General features: G+C 37.7%; 19 protein-coding genes. 10 read left to right on the top strand and 9 right to left on the bottom strand.

Going from position 1 to position 18,675, the window contains the following annotated elements; translation table 11 throughout:
* Positions 1-10: 10 nt before the first annotated feature.
* Positions 11-613, bottom strand: a complete 603-nt coding sequence (locus tag BWI92_RS22505; RefSeq protein ID WP_095167033.1) for a hypothetical protein — start codon at positions 611-613, stop codon at positions 11-13.
* A gap of 188 nt (positions 614-801) precedes the next feature.
* Between BWI92_RS22505 and BWI92_RS22500 the strand changes: the two genes are divergently transcribed.
* Positions 802-1,671, top strand: coding sequence for a hypothetical protein (locus tag BWI92_RS22500; protein ID WP_095167031.1), 870 nt, complete (start codon positions 802-804; stop codon positions 1,669-1,671).
* A gap of 5 nt (positions 1,672-1,676) precedes the next feature.
* Positions 1,677-2,363, top strand: a complete 687-nt coding sequence (locus BWI92_RS22495) for a hypothetical protein (protein WP_095167029.1) — start codon at positions 1,677-1,679, stop codon at positions 2,361-2,363.
* A 353-nt stretch (positions 2,364-2,716) separates the two neighbouring features.
* Here BWI92_RS22495 and BWI92_RS22490 read toward each other — a convergent pair whose 3' ends face one another.
* Entirely contained in the window at positions 2,717-3,970 is a 1,254-nt protein-coding gene (locus tag BWI92_RS22490) for a dipeptidase (RefSeq protein ID WP_095167027.1), read from the bottom strand.
* A 95-nt stretch (positions 3,971-4,065) separates the two neighbouring features.
* Between BWI92_RS22490 and BWI92_RS22485 the strand changes: the two genes are divergently transcribed.
* From BWI92_RS22485 to BWI92_RS22475, 3 genes are all read left to right on the top strand, one after another.
* Complete coding sequence (locus tag BWI92_RS22485; RefSeq protein ID WP_095167025.1) at positions 4,066-4,995, top strand: carbohydrate kinase family protein; 930 nt, start codon at positions 4,066-4,068, stop codon at positions 4,993-4,995.
* 228 nt (positions 4,996-5,223) lie between these two features.
* Entirely contained in the window at positions 5,224-6,588 is a 1,365-nt protein-coding gene (locus BWI92_RS22480; protein ID WP_095167023.1) for a DUF1080 domain-containing protein, read from the top strand.
* 131 nt (positions 6,589-6,719) lie between these two features.
* On the top strand, positions 6,720-8,057 hold the full coding sequence (locus BWI92_RS22475) for a Gfo/Idh/MocA family protein (RefSeq protein ID WP_095167022.1): 1,338 nt from the start codon (positions 6,720-6,722) through the stop codon (positions 8,055-8,057).
* A 100-nt stretch (positions 8,058-8,157) separates the two neighbouring features.
* Here BWI92_RS22475 and BWI92_RS28930 read toward each other — a convergent pair whose 3' ends face one another.
* Positions 8,158-8,508, bottom strand: coding sequence for a LytTR family DNA-binding domain-containing protein (locus BWI92_RS28930; protein WP_095167020.1), 351 nt, complete (start codon positions 8,506-8,508; stop codon positions 8,158-8,160).
* Between the two features lie 85 nt (positions 8,509-8,593).
* Positions 8,594-9,622 carry a trypsin-like serine protease gene (locus tag BWI92_RS22465; RefSeq protein WP_095167018.1) on the bottom strand — a complete coding sequence of 343 codons (1,029 nt, stop codon included), beginning with the start codon at positions 9,620-9,622 and terminating at the stop codon, positions 8,594-8,596.
* 379 nt (positions 9,623-10,001) lie between these two features.
* On the opposite strand from BWI92_RS22465, the gene BWI92_RS22460 reads away from it, so the two are divergent.
* Positions 10,002-10,676 (top strand): hypothetical protein, encoded by a 675-nt coding sequence (locus BWI92_RS22460; RefSeq protein ID WP_095167016.1) that lies wholly within the window; start codon positions 10,002-10,004, stop codon positions 10,674-10,676.
* Positions 10,677-10,711: 35 nt separating this feature from the next.
* Positions 10,712-11,884, top strand: coding sequence for a glutathionylspermidine synthase family protein (locus BWI92_RS22455; RefSeq protein ID WP_095167014.1), 1,173 nt, complete (start codon positions 10,712-10,714; stop codon positions 11,882-11,884).
* A 73-nt stretch (positions 11,885-11,957) separates the two neighbouring features.
* Here the strand turns inward: BWI92_RS22455 and BWI92_RS22450 are convergent, their stop codons facing one another.
* The 3 genes from BWI92_RS22450 to BWI92_RS22440 all read right to left on the bottom strand — a co-directional run bounded on the left by BWI92_RS22450 (position 11,958) and on the right by BWI92_RS22440 (position 14,334).
* Positions 11,958-12,518, bottom strand: a complete 561-nt coding sequence (locus tag BWI92_RS22450; protein ID WP_095167012.1) for a GNAT family N-acetyltransferase — start codon at positions 12,516-12,518, stop codon at positions 11,958-11,960.
* Between the two features lie 163 nt (positions 12,519-12,681).
* Complete coding sequence (locus tag BWI92_RS22445) at positions 12,682-13,251, bottom strand: hypothetical protein (RefSeq protein WP_095167010.1); 570 nt, start codon at positions 13,249-13,251, stop codon at positions 12,682-12,684.
* Positions 13,252-13,455: 204 nt separating this feature from the next.
* Positions 13,456-14,334, bottom strand: coding sequence for a ChaN family lipoprotein (locus tag BWI92_RS22440; RefSeq protein WP_095167008.1), 879 nt, complete (start codon positions 14,332-14,334; stop codon positions 13,456-13,458).
* 134 nt (positions 14,335-14,468) lie between these two features.
* Between BWI92_RS22440 and BWI92_RS22435 the strand changes: the two genes are divergently transcribed.
* From BWI92_RS22435 to BWI92_RS22425, 3 genes are all read left to right on the top strand, one after another.
* Complete coding sequence (locus BWI92_RS22435) at positions 14,469-14,936, top strand: nuclear transport factor 2 family protein (RefSeq protein WP_095167006.1); 468 nt, start codon at positions 14,469-14,471, stop codon at positions 14,934-14,936.
* 160 nt (positions 14,937-15,096) lie between these two features.
* Positions 15,097-15,723, top strand: coding sequence for an NAD(P)H-dependent oxidoreductase (locus BWI92_RS22430; protein ID WP_095167004.1), 627 nt, complete (start codon positions 15,097-15,099; stop codon positions 15,721-15,723).
* A 180-nt stretch (positions 15,724-15,903) separates the two neighbouring features.
* Entirely contained in the window at positions 15,904-16,359 is a 456-nt protein-coding gene (locus BWI92_RS22425) for a DinB family protein (protein ID WP_095167002.1), read from the top strand.
* A 36-nt stretch (positions 16,360-16,395) separates the two neighbouring features.
* On the opposite strand, the gene BWI92_RS22420 is transcribed toward BWI92_RS22425, so the two are convergent.
* Both BWI92_RS22420 and BWI92_RS22415 read right to left on the bottom strand, forming a co-directional pair.
* Positions 16,396-17,796, bottom strand: a complete 1,401-nt coding sequence (locus tag BWI92_RS22420; protein ID WP_095167000.1) for an outer membrane beta-barrel protein — start codon at positions 17,794-17,796, stop codon at positions 16,396-16,398.
* Positions 17,780-18,334, bottom strand: a complete 555-nt coding sequence (locus BWI92_RS22415) for an RNA polymerase sigma factor (protein ID WP_095166998.1) — start codon at positions 18,332-18,334, stop codon at positions 17,780-17,782. The genes BWI92_RS22420 and BWI92_RS22415 overlap by 17 nt, the downstream gene beginning before the upstream one ends.
* Positions 18,335-18,675: the final 341 nt, after the last annotated feature.

Here is an 18,675-nt window from a genome sequence, read left to right as displayed (position 1 = left end):
TGAAGATTTCTTATTTATGAATATTTTTTTGTTTTTTAATCAATTGCCAAACGTACACACCAGCCCACCAAGCCAGACCTCCAAATGCAAGTATCTGAGAAGCTCTCAAAGGCATGGCCATCAACACTGCCAGTAATATGGGCACCAAACCAATGAGATATAGCAAGTCTATTTGTAGGTCTTTTCTAATAATTCCTCCCTTCGGAATCGCCTCCTCCTGATCGGTGAGCAAAAATTTGAGTTTATCAAAATCCCATATCAAAAGGTAAATATTACAAGCCAAAAAGAACCCTACCACATAAGGTGTTCCTCGCCAGTCTTGTGAAATAGTCACCATCAGAATATTCAGAAACATCGGAATAGCCATAACTGCCCCTAAGGTTGCAAATCGCTTGACGAGCAAACAAAAGCCGATGATGATTTGACTAATGGCAATAAACTCGGCAAACAAACCCAATTGATGTTTGGCTAGTACCTCAATCAACCAAGGAGGACCAATGAGTTGGATAAAATTGCCGTGTAACATTTTGGTAACCCCTGCACTCAGCAAGATAAAACCCAACCAAAATCGAATACACCCTACAATCCATCGCTGCGTCAGAATAAACTTCATTTAGTGTATTAGTTAAATAGTACACTACAAATATAGGACATTTAAAATTAAAAAGTCAAGCATAAAACAAAGCCAAATGGAGAGCGGTCGAAAAGGTGGATGAATGGGGAGCTAAAATATAGGACTCTATTTTTTAAAGTAATATTATTCGTTTAACTTTACTTTATACAACCACATCTAAGGATACCATGAGCACTACATCTAAAAAGAAACAATATCTTAGCCATAAACTGAAAGGAGGAGCTAATAATGAAAAGGGCAATAGATTTGAAAATCACTTTGCCATTTTCAAAATTACAGAATACCTAAACTCATATTCAGAATCGAAAGCACAAGTAGTTTTCTCATCCCAAGTTGAGGCATTTGTAGATGACTTACTAATTATTTTAGAGGAAGGCAACAAAGAGTTTTATCAAATCAAGAATAGCAAATCGTTAAAATGGGAACATGGAAATAAGCAAAAAAGCTTATGCTATGACTTTTTAAATCAGAAACGAATTGAAAAAGAACAAGACTCCAAGTTCAGATTATTACTTATCGTAAATTCTGTGTCCTTACAACTGATTTTAACTCAATCACTTCCCAAAAGCTTACGTCAGCACACTGAAGTTGGATATTTCCCATATTCAGATAGTATTCATAATTTAGTTAGCCAGCATCTAGATTTTAGACAAGAGCTAGAAAAGCTAATCGCCATTAGTTCACCCTCCATAGATAAATTGGAAGCCTTGGCAACTGCCATCTTAGGTGTTTGGAACGGTTGTAATAAAAAAGATATATCGCTTGAAGTCATATATGCTCACTTAGAAAAGATGTCACTATCATTTATCAGACCTAGAGAGATTTTTTATTTGTCGAAAGAAATACAATTGATTTTAGATTTAATTCCTAATTTTAGCTACATTGTTCACAATAACTATTTAACATGGAAGTTTAAAAATACCGATACTGGTATCATTCCATTTCCAATCGGAAGTCCTGATTTTGAAGAAATTGAAATTGAGATTGTGATCCAAAAGCCTAGCAGTTTTGAAGCCTTAGAAACTATTATTGCATAAATCCCATGAGAGAATATACAATTTTTGCCCAACAAGATGAAGAAATTCAGGCTAATCTTTCTCTATTAGCTGATAAGCAAACTCGTGCAGAGATTTATGCGAATGCTCTAAGTATTTTAGGTAGAAAGCTGGCTTTACATATTAATCCCAAAATTACTTCTTCTGAAAAAATAGTACTTGCCTGTACCTCTGAAGATGCAGATTGGCTTGGCAAAGGAATACTACAGACTTTATGGAATACCAATATCAATTTGGCTGTATTTTGGAACTTACGAGCAAAAGTTGACAATGATAGAGAACTCACAATAGCTCCAATTGTGAAGTCTTATATCGAAGAAATTTCAAACTGTAAGACCTTAATAATTTGTAAATCGATTATTTATACTTCATGTGTTGTGCGAACAAATTTGATGTTTCTTATTAATCAAATTAATCCAGATAAAATCTTCATAGTTGCTCCTGTTATGTTCAAATCAGCAGAGAATTCTCTTAATAAAGAATTTGAATCTTCTATAAGTAAAAAGTTTGAATATATCTATTTTGCCATCGATGATGAAATTTCGGATGAGGACGAAGTTATCCCTGGTATAGGTGGAAATATATACCAAAGACTAGGATTAGGGGACATACAGATTAAAAATAAATATATACCTCTGCTGGTAAAAGATAGAAGAAATGCTATTCCTGTATAAGTACACGGATAAATCATTCCTAATTACGTGATTGTTGACTGAGTGATTATCGTAATATAAATGATAGATAGTGTTATCAAAACGGCGTTCGAAAAACTCATTTCGAACGCCGTTTTAATGAACCGACACAAAATCCCTTATCATCACAGAAAATTTTAGCACTATCTAAAGCTCAATGGTCTAAAGGTTGAATGTTGACATTCAAGAACAAAATACTTTATGAAGAAATCTCAAAATTTGGGATGACATTGACATATCTTTAGACGCAAAGCATTGTGTCTCTACTGCTAAATCTAGATTAAAAATAGTCTTTCATACGCTAATAAAATTGAGAACGTTCATATTCAGACTCTCTACTTCCTCTCCGCCACCTTATCCACCTGATTCCACACTCTGAACAAGTTTTTGTAACAAATCTTTTCGATAGCTTTTTCTGAATAGCCCCTTTTAAGCAAAATATAAATCAAATTCGGTATTTCTGAACAGTCTTTGAGACCATCTGGAAGTGTGGGTCCTACCCCATCAAAATCCGAACCTAGTCCTACGTGGTCGATGCCTGCAATTTTTACGACATGATCTATATGATCAGCCACTCGCTCTACAGTAGTTAGCGGAGTTGGGTACTTAGCCACGTATTCTTTTTCAAAAGCCTGTACTTCTGGTGCATCCGCAGAAAGGTTTTTACTTTTCTGAAAAGCTTTTATAGCATTGCGTTTGAGTTCGTAGGCTTTGTTTGAAGCTGAATCCAGAAACATAGAGCTAAAATTAATCATGATAACTCCTCCTTTTTTGGCCATTTTTTGAATCAAAACATCGGGAGCATTCCGAATAAAACCTGGGGTAAAACTGCGACAAGATGAATGTGAAGCAATAACAGGGGCTTTAGACAAAGCCACCACTTGTTCGAAAGTATCATCGGAGATATGTGAACAATCGAGCATGATACCCAAACGATTCATTTCGCGTACCACCTGACGACCAATCGGGCTCAGACCGCCCCAAGTGCGAGTGGTATCATAAGAAGTGTCACAAATAAAATTATCTTCGCCGTGGCACAGCGTAATGTAGCGTACACCACGGTCGTAGAAATGTTTGAAGTTTTCAAGATTACTCTCTACTGGCGAGCCGTTCTCCATACCCATAGGCAAAGAAATCAAGCCTTTTTTGAAGTTTTGCAAAATGTCAGCTGGACTTTTTGCTAAGGCAAATTTATCGGGATAGGTTTTGGTTAAGTTTTCTACCAAATCAATCAACGAATCCGCTAAAGCTTTCGAAAAACCTTTTCTTTTCTGTAAATCAGCAGGTACATATATCGACATAAAAGGCGCTGTCAAACCTCCTCTTTTAGCGCGAACATAGTCAAAATCGCCACCCGAAGTCTGTACTGAAACGTCCTCCATTTTGGCATGCAAACGATACGGCAAGTCTACGTGACCATCCACAATCACAAAACGGTGAGCCAAAGCATCGGCTTTCTTTCTGAGCGCTTCATCATCCGAAACTTTTTTGATCGTACTTTTTTGCTTTTGAGGAGTAGTATTTGACGAAAACGAGACAAAAGCAAGATGAAATAAGAATATTGTAATGAGAGGTAGTGTTTTGTACATATCTTTTCAGGAAATTAGTTTGTTTATTTAAACTATAAAATTCTTTGGAATAAATCTTTAATTTGCATCACAAATCATAAAACCATTTTTATATCATGAAAAAATACGTACTACTTTCGGTAGGCGAACTATTGGTTGACCTCATCGGAACAGAATTAGCCTCTAGCATATTAGAAACACCTGAATTTGAACGCTTTCAAGGGGGTAGTCCTGCCAACATGGCCGCTAACATGGCTCGTTTGGGACAACCAGTCGCCTTAATTTCTTGTATTGGAAATGATAATCTAGGCGTTTTTTTACGTGACGAAGTAGCAAAAACTGGTATCGACACACAGCACATTGCTGTCGACTCATTTCAGCCTACGAGTATCGTTGTGGTATCTCGAACAAAAGGCACTCCCGATTTTATCGCATATCGCACCGCCGACCGCATGTTGCAACCTCAGCATATTTCTGACGAACTTCTGGCTGAGTCAGCGGTATTCCATACTACTTGCTTTGCCTTGAGTCAAGAACCTGCTCAAAGTACGATTGTAGATGCCGCTAAGCGTGCCAATGCCTTGGGTTGCCGTGTTAGCATCGACTGTAATTATGCGCCTCAAATCTGGCCAGATAGAGAACAAGCGTGGAAAGTTATTTCAGCATATTGTGGCCAAGATGGACTTGTAAAACTCAGTGAAGACGACGCTGAAAGATTATACGGTAAAAGAGTAACAGAGGAACAAATTTTAGCAGATTTTCATGCTATGGGCGCCGACCTTATTTGTTTGACAAAAGGTGGCGATGGCTCTGTTATTTCTTATAATAAAGGAAAAGAAAAAATTACAGTGGGTGTAAAACCTATCGAAGTTATAGATGCTACGGGTGCGGGAGATGCCTATTGGGCAGGATTTTTAACAGCCTTTAGCGAAGGAAAAACACCAGCAGTTTGCTCACAAGCGGGTGCAAACTTGGCAGCACTCAAATTAGTCACCAAAGGACCACTCCCTGCCCAAGTCGACAAAGCATTACTTTATGTTGATTAGTAACAAAGTGAACAGGCAAAGAGTGTTAACACAATCACTTTGAGCCTCCTTGCCTGTTCACGTTATTACTAAAATTAGGTTTTACACTGCATACTCTCTACTAGCTTATATGGTATTATCCTGCTTTATGTCGGAAGCATACCTTAAATCGTCTCTTTTTAAATACTCATTTTGAGTAAAAAAAAACATCCCAGACTTTTGTATAAAACTATCTATTTAAAAAATTCTATGGTACAAAAGTTTATTAACGGATGTCTTTTGGTATGTGCGCTCACTTTTACAGCTAATGCCCAAAAAGAAAAATGGACTTCATTATTTGATGGCAAAACCTTGAAAGGTTGGAAACAACTTGGTGGGCAAGCTAAATATGAAGTTAAAAACGGTGAAATCGTGGGCACAACGGTTTCAGGAACTCCCAACTCCTTTTTGTGTACAGAAAAAGAATATGGTGATTTTGTTTTCGAGGTAGAACTTAACGTAGCTGAAGGCATGAACTCAGGTATCCAGTTCAGAAGTTTGTCGAAACCTGATTATCAAAACGGTCGTGTCCATGGTTATCAAATGGAAGTTGACCCATCAGACCGTGCATGGTCGGGAGGTTTATATGATGAAGGTCGTCGCGATTGGCTATATATTCCAAATATTAACCCTGCGGGACAAAAAGCTTTCAAACGTGGAGGACAATGGAACAAATACCGTGTTGAGGCAATTGGCAATGTTATTCGTACTTGGATTAACGATATTCCAGTAGCTTGTTTGATTGATGATGTAACAGACAAAGGATTTATTGCTTTGCAAGTACACTCTATCGGTAAAGACCAAGCGCCTGGACAGCAAATTCGTTGGAGAAATATCCGTATTCAAACAGGTGCAGATATTCATCCTCATCCAGCAGACAGTACTCCTGTTATAAACCTTACCCTCAATACCCTTTCGGAGCAAGAAAAATCACAAGGATTTAAATTGCTTTTCAACGGTAAAGACTTTACAGGTTGGAGAGGTGTTCACCAAGATAAAATGCCAACTATTCACTGGAAAGTAATTGATGGTGCTATTAATGTAAGTCCTTCTGATGGCTCTGAAACAGGCAACGACATCGTGGCAACCGAACAGTACGGGGCATTCGAACTAACATTTGAGTTTAAATTGTCAGATGGTGCTAATGCTGGGGTAAAATATTTTGTAAACGAAGACTTCGATTCAAATGGTAAATCTGGCGTGGGTCTGGAGTTTCAAGTATTAGATGATGAAAAACATCCAGATGCTAAAATGGGTGCAGTGGGTAACCGTACCTTGGGTAGCTTGTATGACTTGATTCCTTCTTATAAACCAGACAAACGTTTCCAAAGAAAAATTGGAGATTGGAACCAAGGTCGTATCATTGTATATCCAAACAATATTGTTCAACACTGGCTCAATGGCTTTAAAGTGGTAGAATATGAAAGAGGAAGTAACATTTTCAAAGCGCTTGTAGCACGTAGCAAATACGCCAAATACGACGGCTTTGGCATGGGCAAAACAGGAAATATACTCCTCCAAGACCACGGCGACAACGTATCGTTCAGAAATCTAAAGATTAGAACAATAAACTAAAGCAAACGGCTATCAGCATTCAGCAATCGGATTTTAACTTTTCCGAAAGCCGACAGCTATTTGCTGATAGCTCCAAACATTTACCTCCAAATTTTACCTAGTAACTAATCATTTCAAACTCACTGTTTATCATGGAAAGAAGAGACTTTGTTAAAAAATCGGCTATTGCATCTTTAGGTGCTTTGGCTTTTAGTCCAAAATCATACTCAAAAATTATAGGAGCCAACGACCGTGTCCGTGTAGGATGTGTTGGCTATTCTGACCGTTTCCGTTCTTCACACGTACCTCCGTTCAAAGCATTCATGAAAGAAATGAACTTTGAAATGGTAGCTGTGTCTGACCTTTGGAATCGTCGCCGTGAAGAAGGAAAAGCTTTCTTGGAAAAAGAATTAGGTAACTCTATTACCACCTATCGCAATAACGATGAGCTATATGCAGCCAAAGCAGTAGATGCAGTATTTATCTCTACGGCTGACTTCCAGCACGCAATCCACACTATTGAAGCAGTACAAGCAGGTTGTGATACTTATACCGAAAAACCACTTGCAGAGACGATGGATGATGCTCGTGCGGTATTGAAAGCCGTAAAAAGCTCTGGAAAAATCGTACAAATTGGTTCTCAACGTCGTAGTGGACAAAACTACTTTGCGGCTGAGGATTATATCAAGTCAGGAAAATTTGGTGATATCAAAATGGTAGAATTGATGTGGAACGTGAACCAGCCTGGTCGTTGGAGACGTCCTCAGTTAACTTCTATCTTAAAAGAGTCGGATATCGACTGGAAACGTTTCTTAATCAACCGTCCTGCTGATTCATTTGACCCACGCAAATACTTAGAATACCGTTTGTTCTGGCCTTATTCTTCAGGTATTCCTGGACAATGGATGAGCCACCAAATTGACACGGTACACTGGTTTACAGGCTTGGAACATCCACGTAGTGCTGTAGCCAACGGTGGTATTTATCAGTGGAACGATGGTCGTAAAAATGCAGATACTATGACAGTAGTATTTGATTACGGCCCAGATAATGACAAAAACAAAGGCTTCCAAGTACAGTTTACAAGCCGTTTCTCAAACTCTGCAGGTGGGACCAAAGAAATTTACTACTCAAACGGTGGTGAATTGAACTTGGAAACTAATAAAATCTCTCCTCGTGGTGGTTTGTCAGCAAGAGAAGCTGCAGAAATGGGTATGAAAGCAAACTTGTTGCCTGAACTTTCATTGAGCGAAGTAACTAAGATTGAAACTAACGCAAACACAGGTTATGATGCTTTGACATCAAACCATATCCGTAACTGGATGGAATGTGTACGTTCTCGCAAAACGCCAAATGCGCCAATCGAAGCAGGTTACCAACACTCAATTGCTTGTATCATGGCTAACGCAGCATATCGTACTGGCGAAAGAGTAACGTTTGACGCAAAAACTCAAAATGTAATGGCTGGGTCAAAAATCTTCAAATACTAAGATTTGACTTTATCATACTGGTAAAAAGCGAAATCCCACCTTTTGAGTGGGATTTCGCTTTTATAATGGTTCAAGAAAATACTGTTAGATATTTAGGAACTTAGTTCAGACATGAGATTTGTCCTCGCAATTGGCATTTTCGACGTCGTGAAATAGTTGCTTTCAGGTTATCACTCAAAATCAGGTTTTGACTTTTTGAATCATAATTCCTTATATGAGAGCAATTAATCATGTAGGTTTTATGAATTCTCTCAAAATTATACTCTTTGAGCATATACTCAAAAAACTTGATAGTTCGAGCAAAGAGATAGTGTTTCCCATCTTTAAGATACACATGGGTATAGTTGCAATCTGCTTGCAGCATTATAATTTGAGAAATTGGAATTTTAATTCTTTGAAATCTAAATTCCAAATATCCGTGTTCAGCTGTGCAAAAGTTCTCAATATTCATAAATATTCGACTTAATAGGTAAAAAAATAAGTTGTGTATAATGGGTATGTTGTGTAAATACTGATTTATCACCGTAATAGGTACGCTACTTTTTCATTGTATCTTGAATCCATGTGCGGAAAGAAGCCGTTCTGGTGAAGGTGCTGATATCACCATAGGCACCATCTTTCAAGCCAACAAGCGGTTCTGTAACTCCTCCATTCAGTACACCAATGACGGTCCATTTAAAATTAATTTTCATCAACAATGGGCCTCCGCTATCGCCTTGTACGGTAGTCGCTTCCCAGTCCAAAGCCTTGTTGGTACTTGTACCTGAGCCCAAGGCTTTTTCTTGGTCATTGGCATAGCTATCTCCTAGTGTGTTAATTATTCCTGATGGATCATCAAAATCAAACGCCAACGTTCCTCCTTCATTATTCACACCATTGATTACATGAGTAAGTCCTCCCATGCGACGATCCAAGATATTTTCTAATGCATGTTTTTTTGAACGCTTGCTAGCGTCTTGTCCAGCTTGGGCACTATAGTCTCCATAACCTGCATACCATACGGTACTTCCGATAGTCTCTGCATCCATCGTAAAATTCACAGCAGCAGGGGTTACAGATGTTATTGGCGAGGCAAGTTTTATTAACGCAATGTCATTTCCATATTTATAAAAATCACCGCCATCTAACCAGCTTGGCGCTATATATAAAGCCGAAACCCTACGTGTTTCGATTGGATTATTAGGGTCTGCTCCTACCAATATACTGAGCTTATCAATGCTTGTTGGCGCCGTATCTTTAGCAGGATCAAAAAAACAATGACCTGCCGACAATACCCATTGTGAACCAATAAGCGTTCCTGTGCAAGTGCCACTCGCCTCGCCATGATCTGCATTGATGAATACTACTGGGGTAAAATCAGGATAGTCAGAAGTATTAAATGGTGCTTGATTGGTAGCAATGGTTTCATACTTTGATAAAGGTATATCATGACGAACGCCAAAGGTAGTTGGAACATTCGTTGGGGTTGATCCATCTGTGTTGGGAGCTACATCATTATTTTTACTACAGCTGAATAGCACAAGAGAAGCAAGTGATAGACCTAAAAATCTTCTGAGGTTGATCATGATTTTAAACAGACTTTTATCAAGTAAAATACTTAGGAAAAAACCAACGGTCTCATCAACCTAATTTATGCCGCCACATAAATCAAATGATGTTTGTAGACCGTTGGAGGGTTGTCATAGCCTAAACAACTTTACAAAGGTAGAGTACACAATTTTAGTAAACCCGACTTACCTCTTGAATGGATGTTTTTGTTGAATAGATGGGCATTTTCTTTACATGAATAGTAAATTTGCCAAGAAACACTCGTTAATTATGAAATTTCATCGAAAAACAACCGCTCCTTTAAGCCATAAAACCATTCTTCAAAGATTTTAGTGTAACTCCATTTTTAGTCCTAACTTTGAATATATACTGACAACCATTAAACCAACATTTCAGATGACCCCGTCTAAACAACATGCTTTTATCAAGAAGGTGAAAGACATTACTATAGGAAGTACAATCGCTTTGAGTTTATTCGGACCAGCGGTTTTATTACAAAGTTGTTCGAGTAATCAAAACGATGATGGAGACTATGAAGAGGTAGAAGTTTATAAAAAAGGTGTAAAAACATATATATCAGAAACCAGTAAAGGCGTTTTTAAAATAACGAAAGAAATTGAAACTGATGCTGATAGCTCAGTAGCATATGTTACTTATCTGGATGGTAAACAAGATACTTTATCGCCAAGAGCTGTAAAAGCACTAATCGACCAAGATGTAGCCAGACATCCACAGCATATAGGTCAAAGCTCAAGTTTGTCGAATGCCTTGCTGTATGGTGGAATGGGATATTTTCTAGGAAAAACCTTGAGTCCTAGCTACTCGAACTATCGACCTGATTTGTCGAGCAATGGATTTAGCTCAAATTCAACTCCTAAAGATACCACCAACCGACATCGTTATCACTCTGGAAGTAGTCTTTGGCGTCGTTATTATGTAAGCCAACAAGTATATAATAGCTCACAGCAAGTACATCATTCTATCAATACATCTCGTACCACTTTTAGTAGACCACTTGGTGGGCGATCTGGTTTTTTCCGTAGTAGCTCGCATGGAGGCTTTCATGGGTAGCCTACACGATTTTATTTCACCCAATTTCAAAATTTATGATTCATTTAAAAAGTTTAAGTAATTCTCCTGAGCCTGCCCTTCGAAATGCCGACTGGTACTGGATGCTTGGAGAAGATACCCAAAGTTATTTGACCAACCAAGTAGTCGTAGTTTCTGAAGCTGAAGCCGAAAAGTATTATGCCGCAGCCAATGAACTATATGAAATGTACATTGAGGCCGCCCAGCATGTAATTGACCAACACAAATTTGCCGAATTAGGTATTTCTGAAAATCTTGTCGAATTAGTAAAGTATTCTTGGGAAAATGACCGTCATTGGCATATCTATGGGCGTTTCGATTTGGCAGGGGGGCTCAATGGCAAACCTATCAAACTCATTGAATTTAATGCCGATACAGCTACGTGTATCCCCGAAACAGCCGTTGTGCAGTGGGCATCGCTAAAAGCCAATCGTCTGGACGAAACTCTTCAGTTTAATACCTTGTACGAGTCATTAGTGGCACAGTTTAGTGAAATGCGCAAGCAAAACCCTAAGCATGAACCAACGTTATTGATTTCAACGATGGAAGGATACCCAGAAGACGATACCAATATGCAGGTTTTGGGCGAAGCTGCCCGTGAAGCTGGCTTTGAAGTCGCTTTTGAATATATTGAAAATACAGAGTTTTCGAGCGAGGAAGGTATCTACAAACAAAGCTCCAACGATGGCAGTTTTACACGCTATGATTTTTGGTTTAAGCTTGTACCTTGGGAATACATAGGCTGGGACGAGCCAGAATTAACTCAGATTTTAACAGATTTAGTCACAAATGATAAAACAATTGTGTTAAATCCTGCTTATACGCTTCTTTTCCAATCAAAAGGTATTTTGAAAGTTTTGTGGCAATTATTCCCAAATCATCCACTTCTTTTAGAAACAGCGTCAACACCATTAGTCAATAAAACTTCTGTCGAAAAAGTCCTTTTCGGACGTGAAGGCGCTAATGTTAAAATCTTGGATACCGCAGGAAATGCCGTTTCGGAAACAGAAGGGGAATATTTTGAACAGAATAAAGTTTACCAAGAGTACGTAGATTTCTTGCAAGATTCAGAAGGGAGTTATTACCAAGCAGGTGTATTTTTTGCTGGAGAAGCTTGCGGATTAGGCTTCAGAAAAGGAGGAAAAATTATTAATAATACGGCCCAGTTTGTAGGACACATTATTGAATAATTGAGTGAGTGGAGATTGAGCGAATGAGTGATTACTTTAAAATAATCACTCATTCGCTCAATCATTCAATAGCCTATCGTAAGTCCAACAAAACCACCTCCCATAATTCTGGATGCGTGGTATCAAAATATTCGTGAATAATCTCAAATCCTACACGAGCATGAGCCGCTAATGAGCGAGTATTTCTCTTGGCAACTTCGGTAATACAAAGGTCATATTTACCAGATAATCGCTCTTTGTGTAAGGCATACATTCCATCAAAAATACCTTGTCCACGATACCCTTCGGCTACACAAATTTGCCCCATTGCATAGTATTTGTATTCTTTTACTGGCTTACCTTGGTAGTTGAGTTCGTCCAACATATCGAACATTGCCATAAGCACAGGAATATCATACCTAAAGCTCGTGGGCATAACCAATGCATAACCCACTACTTTATCTCCATCTTTGGCAATGATTTGAGGTTCGGCGGCATTCATTCTTGATAGTAAATCAAAATTATGCTGAACAGTTACAAATCCTTGACTATTAGCCACATCGTCTGAAATGTTCTTGTTGAGATTTTGTTGTTGTAAATCTAATACCTGATTTACTTCTTCTTCGCTTGTGATGGTAGTGAATACGATTGACATTTGGCTCAAACTTTAAATTCTATTTCGTTAACCTTCTAAACTCCAAATAATCAATACTTTATTATACTTACAGTATTGATTTGTTTATTTCGAAAGACAAAACTCTAAATTTTAATTTATAATAAAAAATACCTTTTTTCGATATTTTTATAACAAAAAAGCATTAGTTCAATCTTCTCACCATGAGTCTTTTGATGACTTCAAAAAGTACTACAGGTTGTAAAGTGCGCCAATTGACCACATCTAAGGTACCTCCAAAATTGATATAATAGTCAAGGTGATATTTGGTCCATTCTTTCTGGATAAAATCTCTAAAATTACAAGCTGCAATCCAACCGTCCTCTACTTCCTCAAACCATTCGGCGTAATAATCGTCATCGGTTGAGCCATGAAAATTGAGTATATTCTCTCCTATCAGAATAAACTGATTAATTCCTTGTCCAATCAAGTGGTCGATTACATTGCGCTTAAACCACATAATATCGTTGTGGAGCGTATCATTCCATTCACCAAACATCTCAATAATTACAAACTGTCGATTATAATCGGCAAAAAGGATTTTACAATATAAAGTGGGAGATTCAAACTCATCCCAAAATGGATGAATATAATAACCATAAATATCATTTTCGTACATGGAAGTATTATACAACCTTCCATAAAAGGGAGAACGAGGGTCTTTTGATGCCACATAATGACTTTCCCATTGATAAAAGGGTTCAATATCTTGCATGAGCGGGGACTAGGAATTAATGATGAATTGTGAGTGGTGAATTAGTACAGCACAAAGGATTTTCAACTATTCCAGATTGGGGATTTCTGATTTCGGAAATAAAGTAAAATACCTCTATTTTTTACAAAACATAAAAGATTAAACTTCCGAAATCCAACATCCGATATCCGAAATAGACAGTTTTTCTAATCTAAGCCCTCGCAACTAATAAGATTTAATCATATCGCTTGGAATCGCTACTACGAAGCTGGCAGAGCCTTTATGCTTGGTATTAGGTTCTTTGATGTCAGCCTCCTCTACAGTGTTGATTGTGACAATTTTCAAGGCTGGGTTTGCCTTTTTCAAATACCAAATAATTCCTTCAAAGTTGTTGGAGTGGTAACTGCCATTAAAGTGTAAAAACGCCTTGCCTTCCGACCAGTTCTTCAAAATAAAATGTGCCATGGTTGCATCTTTACTTGCTTGAGCCTTAGCAATATTTTCGGCAGAAATGGTACTTCCTCCCATGCCGTGCATCCCTCCCATTTTCATCATCTCAGCATAGCCTGGCAGGCTCAAATCGACCGTGATTGGGAGTGGTGCTACACTTTTTTTTCCTTCTTCACTCAACTGATTAAGTGCTTCTAAGCCTCCTTTTGAAACTAAGCTTGCGTAGCGTCGTGGAATGTTGGTTGCCACGAAAGGAATCTTGTTTTTTTGGGCAAAATCGACCATTGGCTTATAATCTGTAGCATAATTTTGCCACATTTTAGCTTCAGTCTCAAACTGCTTTCCTGTAATAATTCCTTTCAGGTATTCATCAAGAACAACCTGATTATCTGCCTCAAACATTTCGGCACCTAAAACCAACTTACCCCCTTTTTCCGTATATAAGTCTTTAGTAACTTGTAGCTCTAACCAGTGAGCAATTGGGTTGTCATGAAGTTCACCAAAGAACACAATATCAGCCTCCTTTGCGTCAGAAATCAGTTTTTCATAAGAACTAGACTTTAATTGTCCAGTATAAATTAAATAAGCTGGCTTGTCAGCAACAAAGCCAAAAGCAAAAGATGCTAGTAATAGTATTAGAGTGATTTTCCGCATAATAAAAAAATGGATGTTTTATTTTCAAATTGATGTTAAAATAACACTTTTGTAGTTAGATAGTTCTCTTGGCTATATCTTTAATTACTTTTTCCGAACCAACACATTGCTATACTGTTAAATACCAACCCCAAATGACAACACAAGAAGAATTAATCACTAACTTTTACCATGCCTTCGCCCAAAAAGATACCCAAAGCATGGAAGCTTGCTATCATCCTAAAGCCACCTTCAAAGACCCCATTTTTTATCTAAAACAGCCATTTGTTATGGATATGTGGCGTATGCTGATAGAACGAGGCTCTGATATGAAAATTGAACTGTTGAAAGTTCGTACTCATAAAAACAAGGTAGAAGCTACATGGAGGGCTTCTTACACTTTTGGAAGTACAGGATTGCCTGTTGTAAATACCATCACATCTACCTTTTCATTCTCAGAAAACAAAATCTATCAACAAAATGACCATTTTAATTTTTACAAATGGGCCAGTCAATCCTTAGGACTAAAAGGAAAACTTTTGGGTTGGTCAAGTTTTTTACAAAATAGTGTTCGCAAACAAGCTATGCAACGACTCGAATCTTATTCAAAAAGTCACACATAAACAAAAGCCTTTCTTCTGGCTATAATTTTCTCTTTCCAATAATATTTTCCAAAAAAATTAACATTTTCTCTTTCCCTGAAACTTTTTTTCATAGCCTTTGGTTTATTTAATGTATATACATTAAACATCGTTACATTAAATATTTTATCTGACCAAACTCATGGAATTATTAGAGAAATTGAATTGGCGCTACGCAACCAAAAGAATGACAGGAGCTACCGTTCCTGAAGAAAAAATCGACCATATTTTAGAGGCTATCCGTTTGTCGGCATCTTCGATGGGGCTTCAACCATATACAGTATTTGTTATTGAAAATCCTGAATTGCGCAAACAAATTCAACCAGCGGCATACAATCAACCACAAATTGTAGAAGCTTCACATATTTTGGTTTTTGCTGCTTGGGACAATGTTACTGAAGCACAAGTAGATAGTTATATGGTTCAAATTGCAGAAGAACGTGGTATTTCTGTAGAGTCGTTAGCTGGTTTTAGAGCAAATTTTGGTGGAATTTTGAGTCGTTCGGCTGAAGAAAACTTCAACTGGACTGCTCGCCAAACATATATAGCATTGGGTACTGCCTTGGTAGCTGCTGCTTACGAGCAAGTAGATGCCACTCCAATGGAAGGTTTTAATCCTGCGGCAGTTGACGAAATTTTAGGTTTGAAAGAAAAAGGCTTAAAAAGCGTTTCCATTTTAGCTTTGGGTTACCGCGATGAAGCAAATGACCCTTTAGTAAAAGCGAAAAAGGTTAGAAGAACAGCAGATAAGTTATTTGTAAAAATTTAATACGATTATCTGGTTATCCATAAAAGACTATGCTCTGTGAGTGTAGTCTTTTTTTTGTTACCTTAGAAAAAGTATTTTTGATTTGAAAATTTGGTAATTTGAAAAATGAAACGGTTTGAACTTTTTCGAAACGTGTGAGTAATTATCCTTTTTTCATACTCTCATAACTTGTTTGTATACATGAAAGAACTACTAGAATCGCTGAGTCATAGAATAGACATTGTGAGTGCTTATTGGCAATCTCAATCTGAAGAATCACTATCGTTGAAAAGCTCACCTGAAAAATGGAGTAAGAAAGAAGTACTTGGTCATTTGATTGACTCGGCACAAAACAACATCCGTCGTTTTGTAGTAGGTCAGTACCAATCCAAAGCACAGATTATTTACGAGCAGAATATTTGGGTAAAATCGGCAGATTATCAGTCTTATCCTTCTGATGATTTATTAGAATTATGGCGACTGCTCAATAAGCATTTGATACGCATATTGGCCAACTTACCAGAAGAAAAATATCAAGTTTTGACTAATTGGAGCAAAGAAACCGTACCTGATGCCTATCCTACCCTTTGGGAAGTCGCACAAGATTATGTCTGTCATTTAGACCATCACTTGAAGCAATTGGGGATGGCAATTTAACAATCAGAGTGTGCTTTGCTAAACACACTCTGATTGTTATTTTATCTTAAAATTAAGTCCAATATTAAAGCCAATCTTATTAGGTCTTACCAGTAAAAGCGCGCTTGCATCCGATTGGTGATTGAGAGCGATACTCATGGTTGGCTCAATAAAAATATAAGCATTGTCTCCTACTTGACGGCTTATACCATAGCCAATATTCAAAAAGCTATTGATTTTGCCAGCCGCAGTTCCATTCAAGCTAGTATTTCCTTCCATACCTACCAACACGTGATGACTTAGGGCATCGCCTTTCAAAAAAGTATATTCCAAGTCTACTCGTGTACCAAGATAATGAGACGATAAAGCATAGGTTTTGTTTTGCTCCTCAAACGCCACATCTTCTGTTTGGTTATCTACACTGCGTACCACCAGCGAATCTGTACGAACTTTAAAACTAATGCTCTGACTAGATTTGGTGTAAGAAATACCCGTTTTCAACTGGAATTTATCAGATAAAGTAAACTTCAAACCTGCCTGAAGATAGACACCCAAGCGACTATTATCGTCATCTACTTGGATATTATGCACATATTTTGAATCTGAGCCATTTGGTGTTATTGTGTAGTAATTGACTAATGGCATCGCACTAAAATACAAGGAAACAGGTTTACTTGGCTGAAAATATCGGTTGGGTTTGCGCTGCTGTGTCTTAATTCTTGCTTTGTTAAACTTTACGGATAAATCAACAGGTTCTTTAGAGGCTAAAATCTCCAAATTAGGCTCCAATGCCTCTTCTGATGTTGACAAATAATCGCCTGTACTTTGTGTAGCACGAACAATTCTATCATATTCATCGGTAGATAGACCAGAAGGCACTACTTTTTTATTCAAGTTCTTTTTCGCTTTTCTCAAAGATTTAGAAGATATCTCATCTGTAGATTTCGTGAGGTTTTTCTTGCCAATATTTGAGCTCAATGCAGGCTCATCAGTTTTACTAGTTGAGCTTGCTGAAGAGGATTCTGAAGAAGCATTAGCTTTTTCGCTTTTCACTAAACCGTCCTCTTTTTGATCTTTTGAAGCTTCTGAATTGATACTATTATGATTTACCTCAGCACCTCGAGTGGTATTGGGTATGCTTTTGTCAAAGGTTTGTTTTGACTCAGCATTTGTATTTTTCCCATCTTGAATTCCCTCATTTTGGCGCAATGTACCTGCTGTTGTATGACTCAACTCCACATTTGAAGAGTCAACAAATCTTGGCAATAACCCAAACGAAAGCAGTAGCAACGCCACTGCCGCTGCCAAATGCCAAAGCATCAGTCGAGAGAAAGAAGGTAAAGGTAGCTGGGGTTCTATTTTGGCCCACAGCGCATCGTCCACGTCAGATTCAAAATCATTGAACCTATCGTGGAAAAAATCTTCAAAGGGATCTATATCGTTATTGGATGCGTTCATAGCTGACAATTCCCAGTTTTTTTAGTTGTTTACGGAGCAACTCTTTTGCACGAGACAGTTGCGACTTGGAGGTATTTTCACTTATTCCAAGCATCTGCCCTATCTCATTATGATTATAGCCATCAATGACATACAGGTTAAAAACCATGCGATAGCCATCGGGTAGTTGGTGAATAAGTGCTAGTAAATCTTCGCTTGAGAGTGTCGCTAAAATATTCGGGTAATCATCATTGCTGAGTACAACTGTTTCATAATCTGTATTTTGTTGGAATTTTAAATTTGCATGATAATAGTTAATAGCAGTATGGATCACGGTTTTACGTACCCATGCGCCAACAGCCTCTGGCTTTTCTAATGACTTGATATTATTAAAAATCTTGACAAATGCTTCTTGATAAATGTCTTCTGCCTCCTCTTTCGAACGCGCATAACGACGACAAACACCCATTAACTTGCCCTTGTACATATTGTAAAAGGCAGTCTGGGCTTTGCGATCATTCCGCTGGCAGGCTCTGACTAAATCCTGTTCATTTATCATTCAGTTGGCAATTAGTTTCATTGAGTGAGTACTCACTTAAGTGGTAATGTAGAATTGTGAGTGTAAAATTTAGAGTTGATGCAAAAGAATGAATTCCTCAAACCCGATTTACACTACTTTTAAATTGCAATCTACACGTTAAAACAAACAATTTTTATATGAATCTTAACAACTTACATTCGCACTTCTTTTCAATAACAGCATGATTTTATAAAACCAAACCTTCAAAACTCTAAATTGTTCATTTTTAATAACCTATCATACCTCCACATACGCTGAGTCAATAGGCGAAGTAACTGCGCTTTTCCAGAAAATATAAAAGGGAAAAACCACCTCAATCA

The sequence above is a fragment of the Flectobacillus sp. BAB-3569 genome (assembly GCF_002270355.1).
Classification (GTDB): Bacteria; Bacteroidota; Bacteroidia; order Cytophagales; family Spirosomataceae; genus Flectobacillus; species Flectobacillus roseus.
This window is presented reverse-complemented; position numbering and strand designations above follow the sequence as displayed.

What these genes read in the sequence shown, in the direction of transcription:
- BWI92_RS22505 (WP_095167033.1), bottom strand. Translation starts at nt 613, where the DNA reads ATGAAGTTTATTCTGACGCAGCGATGGATTGTAGGGTGTATTCGATTT.
- BWI92_RS22500 (WP_095167031.1), top strand. Translation starts at nt 802, where the DNA reads ATGAGCACTACATCTAAAAAGAAACAATATCTTAGCCATAAACTGAAA.
- BWI92_RS22495 (WP_095167029.1), top strand. Translation starts at nt 1,677, where the DNA reads ATGAGAGAATATACAATTTTTGCCCAACAAGATGAAGAAATTCAGGCT.
- BWI92_RS22490 (WP_095167027.1), bottom strand. Translation starts at nt 3,970, where the DNA reads ATGTACAAAACACTACCTCTCATTACAATATTCTTATTTCATCTTGCT.
- BWI92_RS22485 (WP_095167025.1), top strand. Translation starts at nt 4,066, where the DNA reads ATGAAAAAATACGTACTACTTTCGGTAGGCGAACTATTGGTTGACCTC.
- BWI92_RS22480 (WP_095167023.1), top strand. Translation starts at nt 5,224, where the DNA reads ATGGTACAAAAGTTTATTAACGGATGTCTTTTGGTATGTGCGCTCACT.
- BWI92_RS22475 (WP_095167022.1), top strand. Translation starts at nt 6,720, where the DNA reads ATGGAAAGAAGAGACTTTGTTAAAAAATCGGCTATTGCATCTTTAGGT.
- BWI92_RS28930 (WP_095167020.1), bottom strand. Translation starts at nt 8,508, where the DNA reads ATGAATATTGAGAACTTTTGCACAGCTGAACACGGATATTTGGAATTT.
- BWI92_RS22465 (WP_095167018.1), bottom strand. Translation starts at nt 9,622, where the DNA reads ATGATCAACCTCAGAAGATTTTTAGGTCTATCACTTGCTTCTCTTGTG.
- BWI92_RS22460 (WP_095167016.1), top strand. Translation starts at nt 10,002, where the DNA reads ATGACCCCGTCTAAACAACATGCTTTTATCAAGAAGGTGAAAGACATT.
- BWI92_RS22455 (WP_095167014.1), top strand. Translation starts at nt 10,712, where the DNA reads ATGATTCATTTAAAAAGTTTAAGTAATTCTCCTGAGCCTGCCCTTCGA.
- BWI92_RS22450 (WP_095167012.1), bottom strand. Translation starts at nt 12,518, where the DNA reads ATGTCAATCGTATTCACTACCATCACAAGCGAAGAAGAAGTAAATCAG.
- BWI92_RS22445 (WP_095167010.1), bottom strand. Translation starts at nt 13,251, where the DNA reads ATGCAAGATATTGAACCCTTTTATCAATGGGAAAGTCATTATGTGGCA.
- BWI92_RS22440 (WP_095167008.1), bottom strand. Translation starts at nt 14,334, where the DNA reads ATGCGGAAAATCACTCTAATACTATTACTAGCATCTTTTGCTTTTGGC.
- BWI92_RS22435 (WP_095167006.1), top strand. Translation starts at nt 14,469, where the DNA reads ATGACAACACAAGAAGAATTAATCACTAACTTTTACCATGCCTTCGCC.
- BWI92_RS22430 (WP_095167004.1), top strand. Translation starts at nt 15,097, where the DNA reads ATGGAATTATTAGAGAAATTGAATTGGCGCTACGCAACCAAAAGAATG.
- BWI92_RS22425 (WP_095167002.1), top strand. Translation starts at nt 15,904, where the DNA reads ATGAAAGAACTACTAGAATCGCTGAGTCATAGAATAGACATTGTGAGT.
- BWI92_RS22420 (WP_095167000.1), bottom strand. Translation starts at nt 17,796, where the DNA reads ATGAACGCATCCAATAACGATATAGATCCCTTTGAAGATTTTTTCCAC.
- BWI92_RS22415 (WP_095166998.1), bottom strand. Translation starts at nt 18,334, where the DNA reads ATGATAAATGAACAGGATTTAGTCAGAGCCTGCCAGCGGAATGATCGC.